This is a genomic window from Acinetobacter sp. YH12058 (assembly GCF_013419805.1).
Taxonomy (GTDB): Bacteria; Pseudomonadota; Gammaproteobacteria; order Pseudomonadales; family Moraxellaceae; genus Acinetobacter; species Acinetobacter towneri.
Map to the genome: position 1 here is coordinate 105,102 of NZ_VOZL01000006.1, position 22,898 is coordinate 127,999.

General features: G+C 40.6%; 16 protein-coding genes, 1 tRNA gene and 1 pseudogene. 12 read left to right on the forward strand and 6 right to left on the reverse strand.

From position 1 onward, the window contains the following. Positions 1-526 precede the first annotated feature (526 nt). The gene (locus FTU09_RS05920) at positions 527-2,227 is read left to right on the forward strand and encodes a GGDEF domain-containing protein (protein WP_180079817.1); all 1,701 of its coding nucleotides are present in this window, start codon (positions 527-529) and stop codon (positions 2,225-2,227) included. Positions 2,228-2,351: 124 nt separating this feature from the next. Here the strand turns inward: FTU09_RS05920 and uvrA are convergent, their stop codons facing one another. Together uvrA and tenA are read right to left on the reverse strand one after the other, a co-directional pair. Then, the gene (gene uvrA / locus FTU09_RS05925) at positions 2,352-5,186 is read right to left on the reverse strand and encodes an excinuclease ABC subunit UvrA (RefSeq protein ID WP_180079801.1); all 2,835 of its coding nucleotides are present in this window, start codon (positions 5,184-5,186) and stop codon (positions 2,352-2,354) included. A 146-nt stretch (positions 5,187-5,332) separates the two neighbouring features. Further along, entirely contained in the window at positions 5,333-6,007 is a 675-nt protein-coding gene (gene tenA, locus FTU09_RS05930; RefSeq protein WP_180079803.1) for a thiaminase II, read from the reverse strand. Positions 6,008-6,311: 304 nt separating this feature from the next. Here tenA and FTU09_RS05935 point away from each other — a divergent pair, with 304 nt between their 5' ends. The 7 genes from FTU09_RS05935 (at position 6,312) to FTU09_RS05965 (ending at position 14,322) form a co-directional block, all read left to right on the forward strand. Next, positions 6,312-7,397 (forward strand): DUF475 domain-containing protein, encoded by a 1,086-nt coding sequence (locus FTU09_RS05935; RefSeq protein ID WP_004970195.1) that lies wholly within the window; start codon positions 6,312-6,314, stop codon positions 7,395-7,397. Positions 7,398-7,612: 215 nt separating this feature from the next. Continuing rightward, the gene (locus FTU09_RS05940; RefSeq protein ID WP_104852874.1) at positions 7,613-8,977 is read left to right on the forward strand and encodes an MFS transporter; all 1,365 of its coding nucleotides are present in this window, start codon (positions 7,613-7,615) and stop codon (positions 8,975-8,977) included. Positions 8,978-9,028: 51 nt separating this feature from the next. Continuing rightward, entirely contained in the window at positions 9,029-9,580 is a 552-nt protein-coding gene (gene ssb, locus FTU09_RS05945) for a single-stranded DNA-binding protein (RefSeq protein ID WP_004970192.1), read from the forward strand. 238 nt (positions 9,581-9,818) lie between these two features. Beyond that, positions 9,819-10,382 carry an alkyl hydroperoxide reductase subunit C gene (gene ahpC / locus FTU09_RS05950; RefSeq protein ID WP_179995287.1) on the forward strand — a complete coding sequence of 188 codons (564 nt, stop codon included), beginning with the start codon at positions 9,819-9,821 and terminating at the stop codon, positions 10,380-10,382. A gap of 196 nt (positions 10,383-10,578) precedes the next feature. After that, positions 10,579-11,463: a pirin family protein gene (locus FTU09_RS05955; protein ID WP_154321175.1), complete on the forward strand. Its 885-nt coding sequence runs from the start codon at positions 10,579-10,581 to the stop codon at positions 11,461-11,463. Positions 11,464-11,886: 423 nt separating this feature from the next. Continuing rightward, positions 11,887-13,194 (forward strand): FAD-dependent oxidoreductase, encoded by a 1,308-nt coding sequence (locus FTU09_RS05960; protein ID WP_180079805.1) that lies wholly within the window; start codon positions 11,887-11,889, stop codon positions 13,192-13,194. Between the two features lie 297 nt (positions 13,195-13,491). Further along, complete coding sequence (locus FTU09_RS05965) at positions 13,492-14,322, forward strand: cyclopropane-fatty-acyl-phospholipid synthase family protein (RefSeq protein ID WP_180079807.1); 831 nt, start codon at positions 13,492-13,494, stop codon at positions 14,320-14,322. Between the two features lie 70 nt (positions 14,323-14,392). Here the strand turns inward: FTU09_RS05965 and FTU09_RS05970 are convergent. The 3 genes and pseudogenes from FTU09_RS05970 to FTU09_RS05980 all read right to left on the reverse strand — a co-directional run. Further along, positions 14,393-14,650 (reverse strand): annotated as a pseudogene (locus FTU09_RS05970) (PAAR domain-containing protein); the annotation flags it as partial. A gap of 362 nt (positions 14,651-15,012) precedes the next feature. Continuing rightward, positions 15,013-15,088, reverse strand: a tRNA-Thr gene (locus FTU09_RS05975). A gap of 206 nt (positions 15,089-15,294) precedes the next feature. Then, positions 15,295-15,522, reverse strand: a complete 228-nt coding sequence (locus FTU09_RS05980) for a hypothetical protein (protein WP_004970172.1) — start codon at positions 15,520-15,522, stop codon at positions 15,295-15,297. Positions 15,523-15,916: 394 nt separating this feature from the next. Between FTU09_RS05980 and FTU09_RS05985 the strand changes: the two genes are divergently transcribed. Genes FTU09_RS05985 through FTU09_RS05995 form a run of 3 tightly spaced genes read left to right on the forward strand, consistent with a single transcriptional unit; the run spans position 15,917 to position 21,103 of the window. Continuing rightward, positions 15,917-18,799: a type VI secretion system Vgr family protein gene (locus FTU09_RS05985; protein WP_180079809.1), complete on the forward strand. Its 2,883-nt coding sequence runs from the start codon at positions 15,917-15,919 to the stop codon at positions 18,797-18,799. Next, positions 18,799-20,412, forward strand: coding sequence for a glycoside hydrolase family 19 protein (locus FTU09_RS05990; protein ID WP_131261260.1), 1,614 nt, complete (start codon positions 18,799-18,801; stop codon positions 20,410-20,412). The genes FTU09_RS05985 and FTU09_RS05990 overlap by 1 nt, the downstream gene beginning before the upstream one ends. Then, positions 20,399-21,103 (forward strand): hypothetical protein, encoded by a 705-nt coding sequence (locus tag FTU09_RS05995; protein ID WP_004970164.1) that lies wholly within the window; start codon positions 20,399-20,401, stop codon positions 21,101-21,103. The genes FTU09_RS05990 and FTU09_RS05995 overlap by 14 nt, the downstream gene beginning before the upstream one ends. A gap of 54 nt (positions 21,104-21,157) precedes the next feature. On the opposite strand, the gene FTU09_RS06000 is transcribed toward FTU09_RS05995, so the two are convergent. Then, positions 21,158-22,078, reverse strand: coding sequence for a Dyp-type peroxidase (locus tag FTU09_RS06000; protein ID WP_104852878.1), 921 nt, complete (start codon positions 22,076-22,078; stop codon positions 21,158-21,160). A gap of 159 nt (positions 22,079-22,237) precedes the next feature. Here FTU09_RS06000 and FTU09_RS06005 point away from each other — a divergent pair, with 159 nt between their 5' ends. Continuing rightward, positions 22,238-22,858 carry a LysE family transporter gene (locus FTU09_RS06005; protein ID WP_026438405.1) on the forward strand — a complete coding sequence of 207 codons (621 nt, stop codon included), beginning with the start codon at positions 22,238-22,240 and terminating at the stop codon, positions 22,856-22,858. Positions 22,859-22,898: the final 40 nt, after the last annotated feature.

The following is a 22,898-nucleotide window of genomic DNA, read 5'->3' on the forward strand; positions in this document are numbered from 1 at the left end:
CAAGGTTGGGTTTTTTTTTGCATGTGAAAACGCAAATGGTTTTGCGAAAATTGCACTGATATGGTGCAGTTTGAGGGTGTGATATGATCAAAACCCATAAAAAAATCCCAGTTTTCTTTCAAAAACTGGGATTTTTCGCCAAAATTTGCGGGTAAATTTAGTTTACTGCTGAGGAAAAACTAAACTCGCCCTAATGAGGTGCATTATGCACCCAAATGTTGCATCTGTAAAATATTTTCTGCATGCTGAAACATTATTTTTTGTATTTGTTGTTTTAAGAAAATCGGCACAGGGTATGGTTTTGGACGTTTTCTTGAATAAGATGCTCTAGTTAGACAGGTTTAAAATATCAGATCCAATTTAGCTGTTATGATTTGGTGATAAAAACTAAATAATTCAAAATATAAGTGAATTAATTATCTTTTTTGTAAGTAATTTAAAGATTGCTCATGTAATATAGTCGCCGATTAAGTGATCAAGTCCACGATTTTGCACAGTTATAATGACGTAGGTGAAACTTAGCATGATGATGAAATTGCGCACAGAGCATATCAGTCAGCGACTGTTGATCTCGATGATCATTATTATCGTGTCATTGCTTTTTATTTGCGTTCCTCTGATGGTGAATAGTTATCAGAGTTATCAAAAAACAAAACGTGCTTTAATTGAAATTTCCGTATTAGGCAAAGTGGCTGAACTGACCAATAGTATTTCGCGTGAACGAGCACCTGCAAACAAAGTCATGTCGAGTTCAGCAGCTGAATTTCAGCAAAATTTACAAGAATTGAAAGCGTACCGTGCTGGCGTGGATCAACAAGTAGAACAGACCATCAATATTTTAAGAAAAGAAGGTTTTATTATCCATGCGCATCATTTATCGCATCAATTAAAGACCGCTTTAGAACAAGGGCGTCAGGCGGTCGATGAATATGCAGCAACTCCACAGCATTTGCGTAGCTCTCAACAGATGGATCATGCGATTCAAAAAATGTTTGCGGCATGGGACAGTTCTCAGCATGTGCTGAAACACGTCATGCTCGATTCAGTGGCAAAAGACTCATCGGTATCGACCTATTATAGTGTGATTTTTGTTCTTTCAGATTTGCGTGATCAAGCGGGAAGGGTGGCATCCAATATTATTGCCGCGGTAACGTTTGCTGAAAAAATTCCTGAAACCAATTTGGCGAGCTCTTTGCAAACCCAACGCCAAGCTTATTATTTGTGGGATTTAATCCATACCATTTTGCCTGAAGCACATAAAATTCCTGAATATAATATTTTGCATGATCAATTAAAAAAGGAGTTTCTGGATGAGGGAATTCCTATCGTCAATCAATTGATTCAGCAAAGTATTGATGGGCAACCTTATTCATTGACAGGTACTGAACTCACCCAAAAAATTGTGGATAAATTCAACACTGTGGTCAGTTTGCAGTCATTTATATTAGCGCACAGTTTGCAGGTTGCACACAAAGATTATCATCAGGCTCAGCGTACTTTTATTTTAACGCTAGTGGTGTCAATTATTTCGTTATTGGCTGCGATTTTCACTATGGTCTATGCGCGTTCGAAGGTCTTTATTCCCTTAATTCAGGCGCGCAGTCAAATTTTACGTTTGGCAGCTTATGAAGATGAAGCTCAAGGTACGCAAAATCCAGACAAGGTAACGCTCTTTGAGGCTATTCAAAAACTAAAACAACGCCTAGAGCAACGCGATATTTTAGAATTTCAGCTGCGTAATATTGCCAATACCGATGCCTTAACTGGTGTTTCCAACCGTTTGGCGCTTGAGGAATACATCAAATATTTAGAACATCGACCTGAAAAATTGAGCAAAACTGGTCTGATTATTATGGATGTGGATAAATTCAAACACATTAACGATACCTTCGGGCATGTGGTAGGTGACCAAGCTATAAAATGTATTGCCGATACTCTCAAAGCGCATGTCCGTGCCTCAGACTTGGTGGTGCGTTATGGTGGCGATGAGTTTTTGGTTTTGATTGAGCAAATAGAATTTACTGAGGCGCTGTATTTGGCAGATAAATTGCGCTGTCATATTGTAAATCAAGAAATTTTTATTCCAGAACTGAATGATTATATTCAAGTGTCAGTCAGTGCTGGCGTGGCGGTAGGTGCTGCGTCATGGAGCAGATTGTTGGAAAAAGCCGATAAACACTTATTTAGAGCCAAAGCACGTGGGCGCAATGCCGTTGCTGGTGACTAAGTCACAGTAATTGATCCACGAGCATTTCCGAAGTGATAAAAAGCCTAGAGTGAAAGATTCAGCACAAGTTTGTGCTGAATCTGTATTTAAACTTGAATGGGCTTAAAAACTGAAATAATCTATTTTAGCCTTTTAACATCGGTTTTAAGAATTTTGCCGTATGTGAAATTTTAGATTTTGCGACAGTTTCAGGTGTGCCTTCGGTAATGATTTGTCCACCGCCTGCACCACCTTCAGGGCCTAAATCGACAATCCAGTCTGCAGTTTTAATCACATCTAGGTTGTGTTCAATCACCACAATGGTATTACCCTTGTTGCGTAGCTCATGCAGGATGTCGAGCAATTTGGCAATGTCATGGAAGTGCAAACCAGTGGTCGGTTCATCCAGTACATACAGGGTTTTGCCTGTATCTCGCTTGGCCAGTTCACGCGCCAGTTTTACGCGCTGTGCTTCACCGCCTGACAAAGTTGTAGCTGATTGTCCAAGACGAATATAACCTAAACCCACCTGATTTAAGGTTTCCAAACGACGATGAATCACAGGAATGGCATCAAAGAAATGCATGGCATCTTCAACGGTCATTTCCAAAACATCAGAAATATTGCGACCTTTATAACTGACTTCCAAAGTTTCGCGGTTATAGCGTTTACCATGACAGGCATCGCAAGGCACGTACATATCTGGCAAGAAGTGCATGGCAACTTTAATCATGCCATCCCCCTCACAGGCCTCGCAGCGTCCACCTTTAACGTTAAAGGAGAAGCGTCCTGCTGCATAACCACGTGCTTTGGCTTCAGGGGTTTGCGCAAACAGCTCACGAATTGGAGTGAACAAGCCTGTATAGGTCGCGGGGTTCGAGCGTGGCGTTCGCCCAATCGGGCTTTGGTCAATATCCACCACTTTATCTAAATATTGCAAACCATCAATCGAGTCGAATTTTTCTGCGGTTAATGTAGTTGCGCCATTTAATTGTGTTGCAGCCAAAGGCAACAAAGTACGGTTAATTAAGGTAGATTTTCCTGAACCCGACACGCCTGTGACACAAGTCATTACCCCTAAAGGCAAAGTGAGATCCACTTTTTTTAGGTTATGTCCTGCTGCGCCCATCAGCTTAATTTGTTGTTCGGGATGTGGCGGTTGGGTGCGCGTTTTCGGCACTTCAATTTTTAATTTGCCCGATAAATACTGCCCTGTTAGGGAGTCTGCATGTTCGGCCAGTTCTGCATAGGTGCCTTCGGCAATAATATGTCCACCATGCACACCTGCACCTGGGCCAATATCAATAATATGGTCGGCAGCGCGAATCGCATCTTCATCGTGTTCTACCACTAACACCGTGTTACCCAAGTCACGTAAACGAATCAGGGTTTCCAACAGGCGATCATTGTCACGCTGGTGCAAGCCAATTGAAGGTTCATCTAGCACATACATCACGCCCATAAGCCCCGCACCAATTTGAGATGCCAAGCGGATACGTTGTGCTTCACCGCCTGAAAGAGTTTCGGCGGAGCGTGACAGACTTAAATAATTCAAACCCACCGACACTAAAAAGTGCAGACGTTCACGAATTTCTTTAAAGATTTTATCTGCGACTTCACCTTTGGCCCCTTCAAGATTTAAGCCTTGATAGTAGTCTTCGGCATCGCCAATCGACATTTGGGTAATTTGAGCAATGGTTTTGTCTTTCACGCGGACATTACGAGAGATTTCATTTAAACGTGAACCACCGCAGGCATCACAGGCAGCATTAGATAAATACTGCGCCAAATCATCACGTACATAATTACTTTCGGTTTCACGGTAACGACGTTCTAAATGCGGTAACACGCCTTCAAACGCAATCACACGTTTATGGTGGCGTCCACGTTCATCAGTATAGCTCAGGTCAATTTTGTCTTTACCTGTGCCATACAGGAATTTCTTTTGTGTCACGCTGTCCAGCTGATTCCATGCCGTATCGAGTGAGAGTTCATAATGTGCCGCGACTTTTTCCAGCATGCTGTAATAATACGGACGCTGTCTGTCCCAGCCGCGAATTGCGCCCTGACTAATCGACAGTTCAGGGTTTGGAATCAATTTTTCCGCACTGAAATGGCTACGTGTCCCCAAACCATCACAAGTTGGACAAGCGCCAAAAGGGTTGTTAAATGAGAACAGGCGCGGTTCAAGTTCTGCCACGGCACGGTCACATTGCGGGCAAGAGTGCTTGGCCGAAAAAATACGATCAGGTTGTTCCGCATTCATCCACGATAAAATGGCTAAATCGCCACCTAAACGCAGTGCAGTTTCAAAGCTTTCGGCAATACGGTTGCCCAAATCATCTCGGACTTTAAAACGGTCTACCACCACTTCAATGGTATGTTTTTTCTTTTTATCGAGTTCTGGTGGTGGGTCAATGTCCATGACTTCGCCATCAACTCGGGCGCGTACAAAACCCTGACTTTGTAGCTGTTCAAACAGATGCACATATTCGCCTTTACGCTCACGAATCACAGGCGCGAGTAGCATTAAGGCAGTGCCTTCTTCCAGTGCTTTTACAGCATCGACCATTTCTGAAACAGTTTGCGCCACCATTGGTAAATCATGTTCAGGACAGTAAGGTGTGCCGACACGTGCATACAGTAAACGCAAATAGTCGTAAATTTCGGTAATGGTACCCACGGTTGAACGCGGGTTATGGCTGGTCGATTTCTGTTCAATGGCAATTGCGGGACTTAGACCTTCAATCGAGTCGACTTCAGGTTTTTCCATTTGCGATAAAAACTGGCGTGCGTATGCAGAAAGCGATTCGACATAACGACGCTGTCCTTCGGCATAAAGGGTATCAAACGCCAGTGAAGATTTTCCTGAACCAGATAAACCCGTAATTACCACAAATTTATCGCGTGGAATATCAAGGTTCACGTTTTTTAGGTTATGGGTACGTGCACCTCGAATACGGATATGACTTTGGCTCATAAAAACTTCTCGATATTTTGCAAATGAAAAACCTATATATGATAGCGCATGAAAATTGTTCAAGTGTTATTTTTCATGCTTTATCGGTCATGAGCTGTCGCACTGTATGTATGGAGCGATTGCCATACGGTGCGTGAGGGCGGCCGTTAAGCTTGATCTAAACCCGGCCACTGACGTTGATGATAGGCGCTATCCCAGAATAACCATTCCAGTTCTGCAGCTTTGGTGTAGGCGTGGTGCATTTTTTCAAGGGTATCGGCATCACAGCGCGCAGCAACACGGTCTATGGTTTGAATCACATTATTGACTGCGGTGTGGAATTCCTCGCCCGAATAGGTATCGACCCATGCCTGATACGGATTATTCGGTGCAGAATTATTGACGATATCTTTACCAACTTCGGCATAAATCCAGAAACATGGCAGTAGTGATGCCAATACCACAGGATAGCTTTCTGACCATGCGGTTGCGACTAAATAAGAAGTGTAGTGATGACAGGCAAGGGTCAGCGGAGTACTTTCAAATTCCTGTTTGGAAATATCAAACTCCTGCATAAAGCTGTCATGTAAGGTACGTTCCACCACAATTGCGATTTTGGCGGCATCTGCGAACTGAATAATATCATCTGCATCAAAAGCTTTAGCCGCACAGACTGCCAGTGCACGCCCGTAGGCAATTAAGTAATGTGAATCTTGAATCACATAATGTGCAAAAGCAGCTTTACTTAAGGTGCCTTGTGCCAACTCCTGATTAAATGGTAAAGCGAGCGTCTTGTGATAAAGGGCAAGGTTACGTTGCCAAGCGTCTTGAGAAAAGCACATCCTAAATTCCTAATATGTCGTTGCATTTCACTATAGCAGTTTGGGAATGAAAAACACGGTTTTCACGGTATCTGATCGGGAAACCAAAAATCATACGAAGAATTTTGCCGAAGTTGAGGAAAAAGCGTCATAATTGCAGCATAAAATTTTACATTCTCAGTTTTTGTCCGATTTAAAATTCGGGCAATTCAATTTTCAGAATTTTTGTATCTGTTAAAGCTTAATCAAAACTGTACTTTGCGTTGATGGTACAGATTCGGCAGATGAAAAGTTCAGATCAAAATATAGTGATAGGTCGTTTCTCATGATGAAACATTTTGGTTTCTCAATCGTATTTTCGATTGTGTGTCTTGCGCTATCTGCATACTGGGGCTATACCCATGGCCCAGAAGCAGGTGTGCAAACCATGCTTACCGCACTAACCATTACCGCAATTTTGGCGATTATGGAAGTGTCGTTGTCGTTTGATAACGCGGTGGTGAATGCGTCAGTGCTGCGCGGTTGGGATCATTTCTGGAAAATGCTGTTTTTAACCGTGGGGATTATCATTGCAGTTTTTGGTATGCGTTTAATTTTCCCTGTGGTCATTGTGGCGGTCACTGCCGATATGGGCATGATGGAAGTGGTGCAACTGGCATTGAATGATCCGAAGCAATATTCGGCTAAACTGATGGCACATCACCCTGAAATTGCTGCTTTTGGTGGCGCATTCTTGTTGATGGTTTTCCTAAACTTTTTCTTGGATGATGAAAAAGACACGCACTGGTTTAGATGGTTTGAGCGTCGTTTGAGCAATCTGGCAAGCGTGCCTGCCATGTCGGTATTTTTGGCCTTAGTGACTTTGTTAATCATGGCGGCCAATGTGGTGGAAGATAAGCGCCTTGTGGTGACGATGGCGGGTATTTGGGGCATCGTGATTTATATTGGCGTACAAGTGCTGAGTCACATGTTGGGCGGTGAACCAGAGGTCGATGAACAGGGCAATGCTGTCCGTCATGACGAAAATGGCGTACCGACAGGCGTGGTGAAAGCGGGTATTGGGGGCTTTTTATATCTGGAAGTGCTAGATGCCTCGTTCAGTTTTGATGGTGTCATTGGTGCATTTGCAATCACCTCTGATGTGGTGATCATCATGTTAGGCTTGGCGATTGGTGCAATTTTCGTGCGTTCGATGACGATTTATTTAGTCGAAAAAGGCACGTTGGATGCCTATATTTACCTTGAACACGGTGCGCACTATGCGATTGGTGCGTTGGCCTTTATTATGATTGCCAGCGGTACAGGCTTGCATGTGCCAGAAGTGGTGACAGGTTTAATTGGTGTTGCCTTTATTGTTTGGGCGGTGATTGCATCTATTCAATTTAAAAAACGTCAGGCAAAAGCGGGTTAATGCTATGGTGATGCCCGTTGCTGTATTGCCGCGAAATCACAGAGCAATACGGTGATGAAGACTGTATAAAATATAAATTTGGGTGCACAACGTTGCGCCCTTTTTTATTGAAAAAGTAGGGTCTGTTGAATAAACATCGGGAAAAATCAGCATCCTTAAGCTGAATGTTGTAGGATATCTGCAAATTCAAAATTATTTAGTTTTAGTCGATTGATATGATGAATGCCTTAGAACGCCGCTCGACCTTTGCTTTAAGCAGTATTTTTGCATTGCGCATGTTGGGTCTGTTCATGATTATTCCTGTATTTTCAGTAGCAGGGCAGTCATATCAATACTCAACTCCTGCATTGATTGGTCTTGCCGTTGGTGTTTATGGACTCACCCAAGCCATTTTACAAATTCCGTTTAGCTTAATTGCAGACCGTTATAGCCGTAAGCCATTGGTGGTTTTTGGCTTATTACTGTTTGCTTTGGGTGGCGCAATTGCAGCCATGTCTGACACCATTTATGGCGTGATTATTGGTCGTGCCATTGCAGGTGGTGGCGCAGTATCTGCCGTGGTGATGGCATTACTGGCCGATGTGACCCGCGAAGAAAACCGCATGAAAGCCATGGCGGTGATGGGGATGAGTATCGGTATGTCCTTTGTGGTGGCCTTTAGTTTAGGGCCATGGCTTACGGGCTGGGTTGGTATTTCAGGGTTATTTTGGGTCACCACAGTGATGGGACTAGCAGCGATTCTCATGTTGTTATTGGTGCCTAAAGTCACGCGTCATCATCGTAATTTTCAGCAAGGCTATATCACTCAGTTAAAGCAAGTCCTGAAAATGGGCGATTTAAACCGTCTGCATGTATCGGTATTTACCCTACATTTATTGCTGACTGCCATGTTTATTTATGTGCCTTCGCAATTAATCCAATTTGCCGATATTCCTTTGCAGCATCATGGTTGGGTGTATTTGCCATTGTTGTTGGTCAGTCTGTTCGTGGCATTTCCAAGCATTGTTTTGGCAGAAAAATATCGCAAAATGCGTGGCATTTTCCTGACCGCGATTGCAGGTATTATTTTAGGGCTGTTGGTGCTGATTTTCGGGTTTGAATCGAAATACATCCTTTTATTGGGTTTGGGTTTATTCTTTATTGCCTTTAACGTTATGGAAGCCTTATTACCTTCGTGGTTGTCAAAGGCTGCACCAATTCAATCTAAAGCCACCGCGATGGGTGTAAATGCCAGCAGTCAGTTTTTGGGTGCATTCTTTGGTGGGATGATTGGCGGACAATTATTGATGCTCAACCACACCGCAATGGGTTGGAGTATTTTGACCGCGATTGCTATAATTTGGCTATTCGTTAGTTTTGGATTGGCGCAGCCGCGCTATCTTTCGTCTTTGGTGTTGCGTTTGCCTGAGAACCGAGAAACAGATGAATGGACTTCTCAACTTTTGGCAATTCGTGGTATTGAAGAGGTCGTGGTGATGTCTGACCAGCAAGTGGCTTATGTGAAAGTGGATAAACAGCAAATTGATGATGCTGCGCGACAACAATTAACGCACTTGTTTGGGAAAGAGGTAGCCATTTAAGCATAACTCTTATAAAGTAAATAATAGAAACAAATAGGAAGAAAACGTCTAATGCGTGGTGTAAATAAAGTCATTTTAGTGGGTACTTTAGGTCGTGATCCTGAAACAAAAACTTTCCCAAATGGTGGTTCTCTCACTCAATTTTCTATCGCAACCAGTGATGTCTGGACAGACAAAAACACAGGTGAGCGTAAAGAGCAAACAGAGTGGCATCGCATTGTTTTACATAACCGTTTAGGCGAGATTGCACAGCAATATTTACGCAAAGGTTCTAAAGTATATATTGAAGGTTCATTGCGTACGCGTCAGTGGACAGACCAAAATGGTCAAGAGCGTTACACCACTGAAATTCGTGGTGATCAAATGCAAATGCTCGATTCTTCGAACCGTGGACAATCTGACCAGCAAGATGGTGGGTTTGCACAACCACGTTTTAACAATAACCAAGCTCCAGCCACAGGTTATGCGAATCAAAATCAAGGCGGTTTTAACCAAAATCAGGGTGGCGGCTATGCCAACAATAACCCGAGTGGTTTTGCACCGAAGCCACAAGCTGCGCCTGCAACTGCACCAGCAGATTTAGATGATGACTTGCCATTTTAGACTAACCATTTGATTAAAATGGAAATTATCATCCAAACCCTTTGTTTCGACAAAGGGTTTTTTTATGCAGATATTCAGCAAATATCTATTTTCTCGATTAAATTTCAAACTATGATAGGATTGTTAATTTGTAAATCCGATTACTTTTATAAAAAAACACTGTTTTACCGATTCATTGGTTTTTCGTATTCTAACTACACAAGATAAGCAATCCCTGAAATGAAATGAGGAATTATCCATGAGTTTAATCAATACCCAAGTCAAGGCATTTAACGCAACCGCTTACCACAATGGTCAATTTATTGACGTATCTGAGCAAGACTTTATTGGCAAATGGTCAGTGGTGTTTTTCTACCCTGCAGATTTCACCTTTGTTTGCCCAACTGAACTTGCCGATTTAGCCGATCAATATGCTGAATTCCAAAAAATGGGTGTGGAAATTTACTCAGTATCTACAGACACACACTTTACCCATAAAGCATGGCACGACACCTCAGAAGAAATTAAAAAGATTCAATATCCAATGATTGGCGACCCAACTTGGACATTGTCTAAAAACTTTGAAGTGCTGATTGAAGCAGAAGGTTTGGCAGATCGTGGTACTTTCGTGATTGACCCTGAAGGTAAAATCCAAATTGTAGAAATCAATGCAGGTGGTATTGGTCGTGACGCGCAAGAATTGTTGCGTAAAGTGAAAGCAGCGCAATATGTACATGTGCATCCTGGCGAAGTTTGCCCTGCCAAGTGGAAAGAAGGCGATGCAACCCTAGCACCATCTATTGATTTGGTGGGTAAAATCTAATCGAATCATCGCACTCAATTTTAAAAATCCAGAACCTCGCTTCTGGATTTTTTATGCTCATGATTTGTTTAACCATGTATAAGTTTCAGCAAGATTATTCCATTCTTGCAATGCTGTATGCCAAATTTGCACTAGGTTGTGGTGCGATGAGCGATTAAGATCAAAACATCTATTCTCCTAGCAATAGGTGTAACACATGAAAAAAATAATCGGTTTATATCGCAACCAAAACATGCATTGGGTGGGCGATGGTTTTCCAGTCAAAAATCTATTTTCTTATGACCGTTTAGGGCAGGCGATCAGTCCATTTTTACTCTTGGATTATGCAGCGCCGTATCATTTTGATGCGACTACCGCACAACATGGTGTTGGTTCGCATCCACATCGCGGTTTTGAAACGGTGACGCTTGCCTATCGGGGCGAAGTGACGCATAAAGATTCGGCAGGTGGTGGTGGCACCATCAAAACAGGCGATGTGCAGTGGATGACAGCAGGTGCGGGTGTGGTGCATGAGGAATTTCACTCCAAAGACTATGCAGCACAAGGCGGATTGTTTGAAATGGTGCAGCTTTGGGTGAATTTGCCTGCCGCAGACAAAATGACATCGCCACGTTATCAAGCCATTGAATCTCAAAATATTCCGAAAATTGAGTTTGAAAATCAGGCGGGGCATTTACGCATTATTGCAGGTCAGTACGCAGAGCAATCTGGGCCTGCCAGCACCTTTAGCCCTGTCAATGTTTGGGATGGACAATTGAAAGCTGCACAGACCCAAGCGCTGCATGTGCCGGTAGATCACAATACTTTATTGGTGGTGTTGGCAGGTGAAGTGCGGGTCAATGGCAGTCAACTTGTGCAAGATCACTCAGTGGTGTTATTTGCTCAAGATGGCGAAGCGTTAATTCAGCTTGAAGCACTGCAAGATACGCAATTTTTAGTGCTGACAGGCAAGCCATTAAATGAACCTATTCAAGGCTATGGTCCATTTGTCATGAATACCAAGCAGGAAATCATTCAAGCTTTTGAAGATTTTAATCAAGGCAAGTTTGGTGAAATTCCGATTCAACATCAAGCGGGTTAAGCTTTAAAAAATCTTAGCCAAGAAAAAAGCCTCATGTCGATGTCCCGACCGAGGCTTTTGTTGTTCTGGCGCTGTCAAATTTCTAGTTTTAGCGGATTGATCATATTCCTTATGATAATTATATGTGATGTAGTTATCATTTTTGTGCTTGGTATCATAGCGTTTAGAGATTTATTTGTAAAACGAAAATTATAAAATTGGTGAATTTATCTACATGGTTTAGAACACTATTTATAGTATTAAAGAAATAATATAAATAAATTCTAAGGCTTATTTAAGCACTTTCTGATTGTTAAAAAATGTAATCATATTGCCAATGTACTTTGTGTTGTTTCTCTGTGAAAAGTACACAATCTGGTAGTTTTTAATAGCTCATTTTCCTTAGGCATGGTTCATAATTTCATAAAGTATGTAAAAAGATGGATGATCGGTTTGGATATCGCAGTGATCGGTAGTGGTATGGCTGGACTGGCTACCGCAAGAATTCTTAAAGATGCAGGGCATAACATTACAATTTTTGAGGCGCTGCCTGGTCGTGGAATGGACAGTCATAGCATCGAATTTGAGGATGGTTTAATTGATGCGCCGTTACGGGTCATGAACCCACATTTGTGGAAAAACACCCTCAGCTTGGCCACACATTTAGGCATTAAAACTTATCCTGTGCGTACTTATATGGCGTGCAGTTGGTTATTTGAAGATCGTACCGAAACTTGGCTGACCACAAGCCGTACCCGTATTGGTAATTTCCCAATCATTAACAACCGTAAAGGCATACAACAATACGGCTGGCGTTTGGTAAAAGGCATGTTGCAGTTAAAAACAGCCATCGCTAAATTTTTCAAATCTAAAAACCAAGACATTACCCTTGCGGAATTTATCAACCGTAACGAAATTGAAGAAGTGTTTTGGCATGGTGCAGTGATGCCAGTGCTTTACACCATTTGTACTTGTGACCCTAAAACCATTGGTGAATGGCCAGCAAAACCATTGTTGGTATTTTTACGCCAATTGACTGATGGTGATGCATTATTGCGTTTACAAGGTGGCACGCCTGCATTGGTTGATAAGTTGATTAAAGGTATTAATATTCAAAGTGGTGCAGCGATTACTCGTGTTCATCAACAAGAAGATGGTGTGGTTGTTGAAAATTCTGCAGGTCAGTCGCAAACATTTGACCGTGTGGTGATTGCAACGCCAACCACCAAAGTTCAAGATTTCTTGGACAATCAACAATTTGCAGAAGATATTGAATTACTTAAACAATTCAAATTCGAGCAGGGTGATTTGGTGATTCACACTGATCAAACGGTGATGCCGCCAAAACGCAAAGATTGGTCTGTTTTAAGTTATATGATGGATCGTAAATTTACTCGTCAGCAATTTACGGTATGGCTTAACTCGATCGAACCAACTTTGGTCGGTAAATCGCCAGTGTTCCAAACATGGCGTCCAGTTACACCAATTGATCCGAAAAAGATCATTTCAACGGTAACTTTAACCCGCGCTGTGGTGGATTCAAAGACAGTGGCATTAAACAAAGAGTTGCAGCAGCGCCATCACCAAGACAATCGTAAAGTGTTCTTCTGCGGTTCATGGTCGTGCGATGGTTTACCAATTTTAGAATCTGCAGTGACTTCCGCTATGCATATTGCAGAAATTTTTGGTGCACCATTACCGTTTATTGATTTAAAACCACAAGTTGAGGTTGCGCCGCAATTAGGTTATTAAGTTTAGGGTCTGTTGATATTTCATAAATGGTTTGTGCTGTAGGCTAAAACTGAGCAGATCAGGCATGAAACGCAGGGAATAGCGAGACTATTGCCAAGTTTCATAACGCAATCTGAGAAAGTTTTAGCCACAGCCTTTCAGGACAAGCATATTTTTTGCTGCTATTGCGTTATGAGTCAGTCATTTAGAATGACTAAATTTCCTGCCTCATGCCTTATATCAGCTAAAAAATATGCGTTGTCGCAAACATAGATGAATTATCAACAGCCCCTCTTTTTTGAATTAGACTGAGTCAGTATGAAATGGCAACAGGCGATACGACAGCATTTTCCAAAACATAAATATGCCATTCAAGCGGCATATTTGGGAGATACTTCCGCACTGCCGTGGAGCAATTTAGGTTATTGGTCAGATGCAGTGGGATCTGATTATCCCGCTGCATGTCAAAATTTAGCAGCGCATTTGGCCGCAGCAGTGCATTTAAATTCAAAAGATGTTGTACTGGATTTAGGCTGTGGGCAAGGTGCCAGTCTTAAATATTGGTTGGAACACTATCAAATACAACGACTTGAAGCTGTTGAGCTACAAGATCATCATGTGCAGTCGATTCGACAACATTTAAATTCAAATATTAAAATTCACGCTGCTTCATTTTTAAATTTAAAAGCACTTTTTCCACAACCACGTTTTGATGTGGTGTTCTGTATTGATGCGGCATATCACAGTCATTTGAATTCATTTTTAAGTCAGGTCAATGCAGTTTTGAATTCAAACGGACGTTTGGGCTTTCATTATTTAATTTGGGCAGAACAAGCGCCACCACATGCATTCAAACAGCTGCAATATCGTGCCTTATTAAAATCTGCCGCTGTCAATTTTAAAGATCTAATGTCCGAAAGTCAGCTTCGAGCGGTTTTAGAACAGTTTGAATTTAAACAGATTCAGGTGGAAGATTTGTCGGCACAGGTTTTGGCGGGTTTTGCTGATTATGTGCATCAGCATCTCAAGCATCAAATTCAAACGCGAGATGCAGACTGGTTTAAAATTGCCATGACCGCACGTTTATGTGCCAAGCTCTATGCAGATGGCTGGATTAAATATGTGCAGGTGAGTGCGGAAAAAGCTTAATCTATTGTAATGAGCTGTTAGATGATGGGATTTTTCGGTGTTTAGTTGTCCATGCTTAGCTTTAAATCCTACCCACCACATGAAACTGCTTCGGTAAAATTTTTGCGCCACACGTCAATTGATCTCCGACATAAGCCACGGCTTTATCATCAAAAAGAATATGATCGTGACTTTTTATAATCGTGGACCAACGTTGGCACTGAGGGCAGAAATGTCCATCACCCGCCACTAAAAATAAATTTCCCATTTGAGAAACACGCATTTGGTTGGCAAGGATGATTCCACCATGATTGGTCATGGAATGATGCGTTGCAAAGCTTTGAGCCATGAGGTATTCCTTAAACTGGAAAATTTTAGAGAAGCATTGTTTTAATACTCAATTTTCTAAGACTTATAATTTTAAATTTTTATTTTAATTCACAAAAATATTTTTAAATGTCAGTTTATAAGGATGAAACATCAACAAAATAGACCATCAATATAAAAATACGATCTGAAATATGTGTACAGCATTCTAAATCATAAAATACATTTAACAAGTGAAAAGTCACAATCTTGTATTGCAATTGAAGTTTTGCAGATACATCGAAGCCCTAAATAAATTGGAGATTCGAGCAGCATGAGGAAGATAAAAATATACGTTTATAAAAACAAAAAACCTCATAAATTTTTAATTTATGAGGTTTAATATGGTGCCGGCACACGGATTCGAACTGTGGACCTACTGATTACAAGTCAGTTGCTCTACCAACTGAGCTATGCCGGCGTTGTGTAGAGAATTTTACAGAATTTTTACGTGTGCGCAAGCCAAAAAGTAACCGTTTAATGCATGGCATAGATTTTTTGCAGATTTTGTATGCAGGGTTTTGGCGCGTTACAAACGAGGAAATCACACAGAAGATTTTGTAGGAAATGAGCCCAGCGGGTGGGCTCATTGAAGAAAACAACCTGAAATGAGGTGTGAAAAAGCGATTATTTATTTCTTAAGATACGATCTAAATCCTGTGCACATTCTTCTAAGGTAAAGGCCATATCAAGTTGCATTTGTGGTTTGAGTTCATTTGCGAGCGTTCTCCATTGTTCAATTAGGCGAATGGCTTTTTGAATCTTATGTTTGTTGATGTCTTTGGCGATGGTAGGCGTATATCCTCCACGTTTAGCATTTTTAATTTGTTTGACATAATTTTGGCTGTTATTCATGTTCGCTCCCGAATAGCAGTTATATATGTAAGGCATTTGCATGCTTTTATTATGCTAAAGCTTAATGATGACCCTTTTATGTAGAAAGCTGAGATGACGAAATAAAAATAAAAAAAGGTTTTGATAAAAAACAATAAATTTCTTCACCTCTCCTTTTTTGACGGCATAACTCAGTTGTAGCATAGCGATTGAAGATTGTCTTGACTGCAGAGTAACGCAATGTGTCATGTTTGTTGATTTTTCATCAATAGAGGGATTGAGGATTATCAAAATTGGCGATGGAGATGGTCTTAACTGCAAATTCCGTTTATCGCTTTATCCATTTTACGCTCTAGATAATTGCCAAGTTGCTGATTAGAATAGCGCCACTATAAAAATAGCAACGATAATAACAATGCAAAGTTCACTCTTTGCTGTATTAGAAAAATTTGGCTTAAGCCCTCAACACCGCACAATTCATATCCAGTTTTCTAATTCAGCCTTAAATCATCAGGTTTTTTTGCAGTGCGTTTATGGTCAGCATGCCATCAACCAAGGTTTGCAGATGGATGTCTTATGCCTCTCACCGCATGCAAATTTGCCGTTGAAACAATTTATTGGCAGTCGGGTGGCTGTAGATCAACTCACCGATCAAGGCGAATTATTTCGACATAGCGGCATTATTACTGCAGCAGCGCAAGGGCAAAGTGATGGCACGCTCAGTCTCTATAAATTGCAGATTCAGGATGCAACGGCTTTGTGGCATAAACGCCGCAACAGTCGGGTATTTATGAATAAAACTGTGGTGGAGGTGAGTGAAATTCTGTTTAAAGAATGGCAAGACCGCAGTGCATTATTTGCTGCAAGTTTAAGTTTAGATTTAAGTGGTCTCAGTCAGCGTTATGCAGTTCGACCTCTCATCATACAATCCAACGAAAGCGATTATGAGTTTTTAACCCGTTTGTGGCGTAGCGAAGGCATCAATTGGTTGGTGGATGAAAAACAACCTTGGGTTGAGCATTTTTTAACGCCTATGGATACACAAAAATTAAGACTGATTGAGCAGAATAGTCATTATCAGCCCTTAAAACGTAGACGAGTGGCATTTCAGCGTACAAGTGCAATCGAGCAGCGGGATAGCATTTACACTTGGATGGCACAGCGTAACCTGCAACCCACTGAAGTACAGTTACAACGCTGGCAACCCGATCTTTTGGCACAGGACCAAAATTCAGTACAGTTCACATCGCCCTTACAAAGTAGCACACAAAATAGTGAAGCTTTAAGTTTAGAACAGGCGTGGTGCGTGAGTCCTGCGTGGATGCAAGACTTAACTGGGCAAGATCAGGTGACAGCTGCAAGTACCGAACAATTAGAACAATTGGGACAACAATTGGCTCAGTATTATGATTTGCAGGCAAAATATTTTTCCGCGCAAAGTAATTTACGTGATGCGCAAGTGGGGTATTGGTTTGAATTACACGGGCATGCTGAAATTGATCAACATCCCCAAACTGAACGAGAGTTTTTAATACTGTCCAAACAGTTTTATAACCAAAACAATTTAGCACCTGAATTACAACAGCATTTTTTGAGTCTGCTGCAACAAAGTCAGTGGACATTTCAGTTACCGTTGGAGGGTGATCCTCAACAATTTTGTCAATTGAATTTGATTCGACGACATATTGCGCTCGTTCCAGAGTTTAATCCATTACTGCATCGTCCCGTGGCTTATCCACAGCGCGCTAAAGTGGTTGGACCTGAGGATGAAACCGTGCATGTAGATGCGTGGGGGCGTATTAAAGTTCGGTTTTTATTTACCCGAAGTGATGACCACTTGCATGATGGTGGTGCGGGTGCCAACGACAATGAGAGCGATTCGGCGTGGGTGGATGTACTCACACCGTGGGCAGGTGAGGGTTATGGTGCAAGATTTCACCCACGTATTGGTGAAATTGTGGTGGTGGATTTCTTTGATGGCAATATTGATCGTCCTTTTGTGGTTGGACGTTTACATGAGGCAGAACGACAACAGACACAATTCGATACAGTTGGAACTCTACCCGATACCAAATACTTGAGCGGGATTCGTTCACAAGAAATACGTGGTGCAGGGTTTAACCAACTTCGCTTCAATGACACCACCAAACAATTCAGTGCGCAATTGCAGAGTAGTCATGCTGCGAGTCAGTTGAATTTAGGATATTTGAGCCATCCAATGCGGCAGGAGGATTCAATTGGGCGCGGCGAAGGCTTTGAATTAAGAACTGATCGGTGGGGAGCTGTGCGTGCAGGTGCAGGCTTACTGCTTTCAACTCATCCACAAGCACAGGCACAAGCGTATCATTTAGATGCGAGTCCTGCCAAAAGGCAATTGGAGTCCAGTTTAGCGGCAAGCAAAGGCTTAAGTGAGTTGGCACAAAATCAGCAAACAGATCCTTTGGAAACACTGGAGCATCTCAAAGAATTTTTAAATCAAATTGAACTAGAAGATCAAACTAAAGCGGCAAGTTTTAAGCAGGCGGTTATGATTCTTTGTGCGCCCAACTCAATTGCAGTTTCAACTCAGCAAGATTTACACCTTTCTGCAGATCAACATATTCATCAAAGTGCCGCAGGCAGTATTAATGTTTCTACCCAAAAATCTGTGATTACACATGCACGCGATAAAATCAGTTTATTTGCAGCGGAGCAAGGTATACGTGCTTTTGCAGCCAAGGGTAAAGTCGAAATTCAGGCACAAGATGGTGCTATAGATGCAATTGCACGCCAGAAAATCAAGCTGATTTCTACGGAAGATCGGGTGGAAATTACCAGTCCAAAAGAAATTGTGCTAACGGCAGGTGGTTCACAAATCAAAATTAATTCAAAAGGTGTTTTTGTGAGTACTTCAGCTAAATTTGAGGCGAAAGCAGGACAGCATTGTTTTGAGGGTGGGGAACGGGTGGCAAGCGTCCAATACAGTTTGCCTCAAGCTGAGACTGAATATAGTCATCAAATTGATTATCAGTGGGATGTTGCAACTGAAGATGAGAAAGAGATTTTTGTTGTCGGAAAGCAAGATGGAAGGCTCATTAACACGAATAAAAATATACAAGATGCAAATCAGAGTGTCAGTTCATTAAGATTTTATACGTCAGAAAAAACTGAATTCGTTGCGTTAGGGTTTAATTCATCCTATGTCTATTTAACTCAGTCGGCTGTACAAGATAATAATATTGATGAATTATGGGCTGAAATAGAAGAAGAAACAGAATTAGAAGAAGATGAAGTTTATGCAGAAGAGGATTTAGGCTAATGAGTAATTTAGTCACAATTACATCAAAATTTTATGATCGTTCAGGGCGTCGGGTGATCAACTTAAATGTTATGTCTAGATACCAAGGTTCAAAACGTGAAAATCTTCAGAAAACTGATCTTCATGGGCAGTTTGTATTTCAGGCATCTCCACAAAGAACAGTAGAAATACTGGCAAAACCACCCAATCAAAAAGATTTTACTGTTTTTAAGGTCATTCATACATCTATTGGTTCATCATCACAAGATCCAATAAAAATTCAGTTACCTAAAACAATTGAAGAATATAAACAAAAAGAATTAGGTGAAACCAAAGCTAGAATTGTTACAACTACTTTTAAAGTGGTAGATTGTGCTGGGAAAGTGGTTTCAAATTTTCCTATTCAATCAAGACCTAGAGGGCGGAAAAATGCTTATGAACGATATACCAATGAAAATGGGATCGTGGAGGTATTGTCATCACCACAGCGTGATATTGAAATTTTGGTGTTAACTTCAAATGATCAATTTGTCGTGAAATGTGAGGTAAATTCTAAAAATGGCTCACAGCAGCCGATTTTAATACAACTCGATGAACCATATAGTAATTTCAAAAGCCGATCTGAATTAAAACTAAAAGATAGAACAGGTGAGCAGTTAATTGAAACTCCAACTGATATTGAAATGTTGATGTTGGATACGGGTAAAAAACAGATAATTACCATTTTAAATGGCAGTACTCCATTGTTCAGTATGGTGGGGCAGCGTTTGCAATTTAGAGTATTAAAGCCGAATGGGGATGCTTTAAGCCCTGTGACTTATAGTGCAAAAAGAATGCGTGCAGATGCGGTTGAATTGCGTTTGGATGTGGAGGTTGTTAAAGGTATCACGGCAGAGGGTAGGCCGAGTATTGAGAAAAGTATCAAGTATAATTTAGAGGAGATAGTTTCATTAAGTTTTTTTAAAGCTGTTTATGGCTCTAATAAACTATTTTCTCATCGTGTAATGAAAGGGCGATCGACACATAATACTCCACCTGAAAAATTTGTTATAGAGTTAAACAAAAGCCTAATTAAGCATAATCTTAAAGACAAATTAATGTTATGTCATTTTTTAGCACAAATTTATCATGAGTGTGATCATTTTAATACATTGATTGAGTATGCGAGCGGTAAGGATTATGATATTTCAAATTTTCCACCATCTGTTTGTGATATAAAAAAAAGCCGAGCATGTAGAAGAAGAAAACAAATTTTGGCTGAAGGAAACACATCTTTAGGAGATGGCCCTAAATACAAAGGGCGAGGCTTAATTCAGCTAACTTGGAAAAGTGCGTATAAAAAATATAAAAGCTATTCTGGAATTGACGTGGTTAATAATCCGGAATTACTCTGTGATGATTTATTTCATGCTGTAGATAGCTCAGTCTGGGCTTTTAATGTATTTAAAAATGCTGATAGTTTAATTCACAAAGGATATAAAGATTTAAATGGCACTTATAGTGATAACTATCATTTAAAAGTTGTTGAATCTGTTAGTAGGAGAATAAACGGTGGAAATAATGGTATGGCTGAAAGAAAAAAATTATTTATAAAAATATTAAAAGAGGTTGAGAAAAGAGATGGGTTTAAATAAATTTTATCTATTTTTTTTATTGCTTTTTACTTGTTATGTATCGGCAGAAGAAATATTGATTAAAGAAAAAAATAGTATTTATTATAATGAAAACGGAGAAAATTTCTTATTATTTAATAAAAAAGACTATTGTTTTGATAAAGATGCTTTTTCAGTAGAGTATTTTGGTATTCCTTTAAAAAAATATGTAGTGGTCAATTATACTGAAGACTGTAATCCAAGTGGGCAGTATCGAATATTTGAAATTTCTTCCCTGAAGGCAAAAGAATTTTATTTAAGTCCTTTGTATGATCCTGAATTTATAAATAATCAGATTATTGAAAGGTTCAAAGATGGAGCAATCAGCTACAAAAGAATCTATACATTAAAGTCTGGAAGCTATTCAAGACAAGAGGAATGGAAATCTTTGGCTCCAAACATAAATATAAGTACTTATTTTTTAAATGGTTATAAAGTTTATGTGCTTAAAGATGACTTAGGAAGAGAGATTCAAAATCTGATGATAACTTCTCCTAAAGCATTCTTGTTTGATCGTTATTTTATTCGGAAAAAGTCTTATCTCATCCAAGGGGATCGAGTCAAAATAAACCATATTGCAAAAAACAAAGATAATTTTTTCCTAAGTATTGATTATATTAGTAAAAAAAATGGAGTGGTAAAGGCATATATTATGCTGTCCGATGTTATTTGATGTATAGGATAATCCTCATGAAGTCGCTTTGTAGCAACTTCATGATAGCTTTGATCAACCTTCCATCACTTCTTCTAATAACTCTTCACTTGGGGCAAAGTAATATGCACCGTCTAGAGCAGTCACAAAGTGCAGTAAACGGTCATGGATGCCATCACCTGAAGTACCAAACATACGTTCTAACATGGCATCAATAATGCTCAAATCTTTGGTATAGGCAATAAAGAATAAACCCTGATCGCCTTTGCCATCACCATAAGGTAAAGAATGGCGCAAAATTTCCATTTCATCGCCTGCATCATCTTCAACGACTGTACGTGAAACGTGCGAATTTTCAGGTTGTACATCTTCGTCTAATTCAATCGATTCAAGTTTGGTGCGTCCAATCACGTGTTCTTGGGCATCGACTTTGAGCTTTTTCCATTTTTCTAAATCGTGACAATAGCGCTGTGCAAAAATAAAAGAACCATCGGCAAACACGCCTGCATCTTCCCCTAAAAGTGCAACTTCGGCACGATCATCTGGAAATTGTGGGTTTTCGGTACCATCAATAAATCCCGTCATGTCGCGTCCATCAAAATAACGGAAACAGACCCGTTCATCCAACACTTCAATTTTGTCTTGGATCCCCTCAAAAAAGGCCTGACTGAGCGCAAAGCAAATATCTGAACGGGCACTCGCGAGATGAATAATCACATCGGCAGGCACGACAGGCATTGGGTACGCCCCTTGAATCGGTTGTAATTGTTTAAAACCATCTGGAGATTGCTCATAGAGTTGTGCCCAAAGTTCAGGACCAAAAGCAACGCCAGTTTTAATTTGGGCATGTGGATGTTGGGTAATCAAACGATCCCGTGTGCTAAACAAGTCAGCCAATTTTTCTTTTAACTCAGTAATGCTTAAGTCTTTTAAACGAAGTACAAGAAAGCGAGCATGATCTGAAGGTAGTGGCAAAATTACAGATTGGGCAGTCATGTATAGCTCCTGAAAATTTGTTGTTTTCTATAAAGTTGACTTTATTGTGCCTGATTGCATGCAGGCTTAATAGCCCGAACCCGATTTTATTCAACGTTTTTAGCCATGAGATTAAGTGAAATATCATATAATGCACTGTCTTGTGAAAAGCAGCGATATATGTCTTATCAAGTTTGGATTGCGTTTATGTTGGCCTGTTGGGTGATTAGTGTTTCACCTGGCGCGGGTGCAATAGCATCTATGTCGAGTGGTTTGAATTATGGTTTTCGACATGGGTATTGGAATGCGATTGGTCTACAACTCGCTTTATTATTGCAAATCGCGATTGTAGCCGCAGGGGCAGGGGTATTATTTGCGACAACACCTTGGGCATTTCTAATTGTGAAATGGTTTGGTGTGGCATATTTGTTATATCTGGCGTATTTGCAATGGGCAGCGCCTGCACAGTCGATTGAAATTCAGCATGAGCTGACGCGAAAATCTGCTGGAAAATTGGTGATGTACGGCTTTCTGGTCAATATGAGCAATCCCAAAGCAATTGTGTTTTTATTGGCAGTTTTACCGCAATTTTTAGATTTATCTAAACCGCAATGGACGCAATATGCAATTATGGCACTGACCATGATTAGTATTGATTTGATTGTGATGGCGGGCTATACGGGCTTGGCTGCAAAAGTTTTGCGTTTGTTAAGATCACCGAAGCAGCAAAAATTTATGAATCGTACTTTTGCTGCATTGTTTGCAGGTGCTGCGTTTTTGTTGAGTTTGGTGCATCAGTAATGTCTTCAATTACACAAAAGTGTACGCTGTAATTATAAAA

Bases quoted from the DNA above. Each gene is read 5' to 3' on its own strand.
- FTU09_RS05965 (WP_180079807.1), top strand. From the start codon at position 13,492: ATGAAATGGCAACAGGCGATACGACAGCATTTTCCAAAACATAAATAT.
- FTU09_RS05960 (WP_180079805.1), top strand. From the start codon at position 11,887: ATGATCGGTTTGGATATCGCAGTGATCGGTAGTGGTATGGCTGGACTG.
- FTU09_RS05940 (WP_104852874.1), top strand. From the start codon at position 7,613: ATGATGAATGCCTTAGAACGCCGCTCGACCTTTGCTTTAAGCAGTATT.
- tenA (WP_180079803.1), bottom strand. From the start codon at position 6,007: ATGTGCTTTTCTCAAGACGCTTGGCAACGTAACCTTGCCCTTTATCAC.
- FTU09_RS05935 (WP_004970195.1), top strand. From the start codon at position 6,312: ATGATGAAACATTTTGGTTTCTCAATCGTATTTTCGATTGTGTGTCTT.
- ahpC (WP_179995287.1), top strand. From the start codon at position 9,819: ATGAGTTTAATCAATACCCAAGTCAAGGCATTTAACGCAACCGCTTAC.
- FTU09_RS05955 (WP_154321175.1), top strand. From the start codon at position 10,579: ATGAAAAAAATAATCGGTTTATATCGCAACCAAAACATGCATTGGGTG.
- FTU09_RS05995 (WP_004970164.1), top strand. From the start codon at position 20,399: ATGGGTTTAAATAAATTTTATCTATTTTTTTTATTGCTTTTTACTTGT.
- FTU09_RS05980 (WP_004970172.1), bottom strand. From the start codon at position 15,522: ATGAATAACAGCCAAAATTATGTCAAACAAATTAAAAATGCTAAACGT.
- FTU09_RS05985 (WP_180079809.1), top strand. From the start codon at position 15,917: ATGCAAAGTTCACTCTTTGCTGTATTAGAAAAATTTGGCTTAAGCCCT.
- uvrA (WP_180079801.1), bottom strand. From the start codon at position 5,186: ATGAGCCAAAGTCATATCCGTATTCGAGGTGCACGTACCCATAACCTA.
- FTU09_RS05920 (WP_180079817.1), top strand. From the start codon at position 527: ATGATGAAATTGCGCACAGAGCATATCAGTCAGCGACTGTTGATCTCG.
- ssb (WP_004970192.1), top strand. From the start codon at position 9,029: ATGCGTGGTGTAAATAAAGTCATTTTAGTGGGTACTTTAGGTCGTGAT.
- FTU09_RS06000 (WP_104852878.1), bottom strand. From the start codon at position 22,078: ATGACTGCCCAATCTGTAATTTTGCCACTACCTTCAGATCATGCTCGC.
- FTU09_RS06005 (WP_026438405.1), top strand. From the start codon at position 22,238: ATGTCTTATCAAGTTTGGATTGCGTTTATGTTGGCCTGTTGGGTGATT.
- FTU09_RS05990 (WP_131261260.1), top strand. From the start codon at position 18,799: ATGAGTAATTTAGTCACAATTACATCAAAATTTTATGATCGTTCAGGG.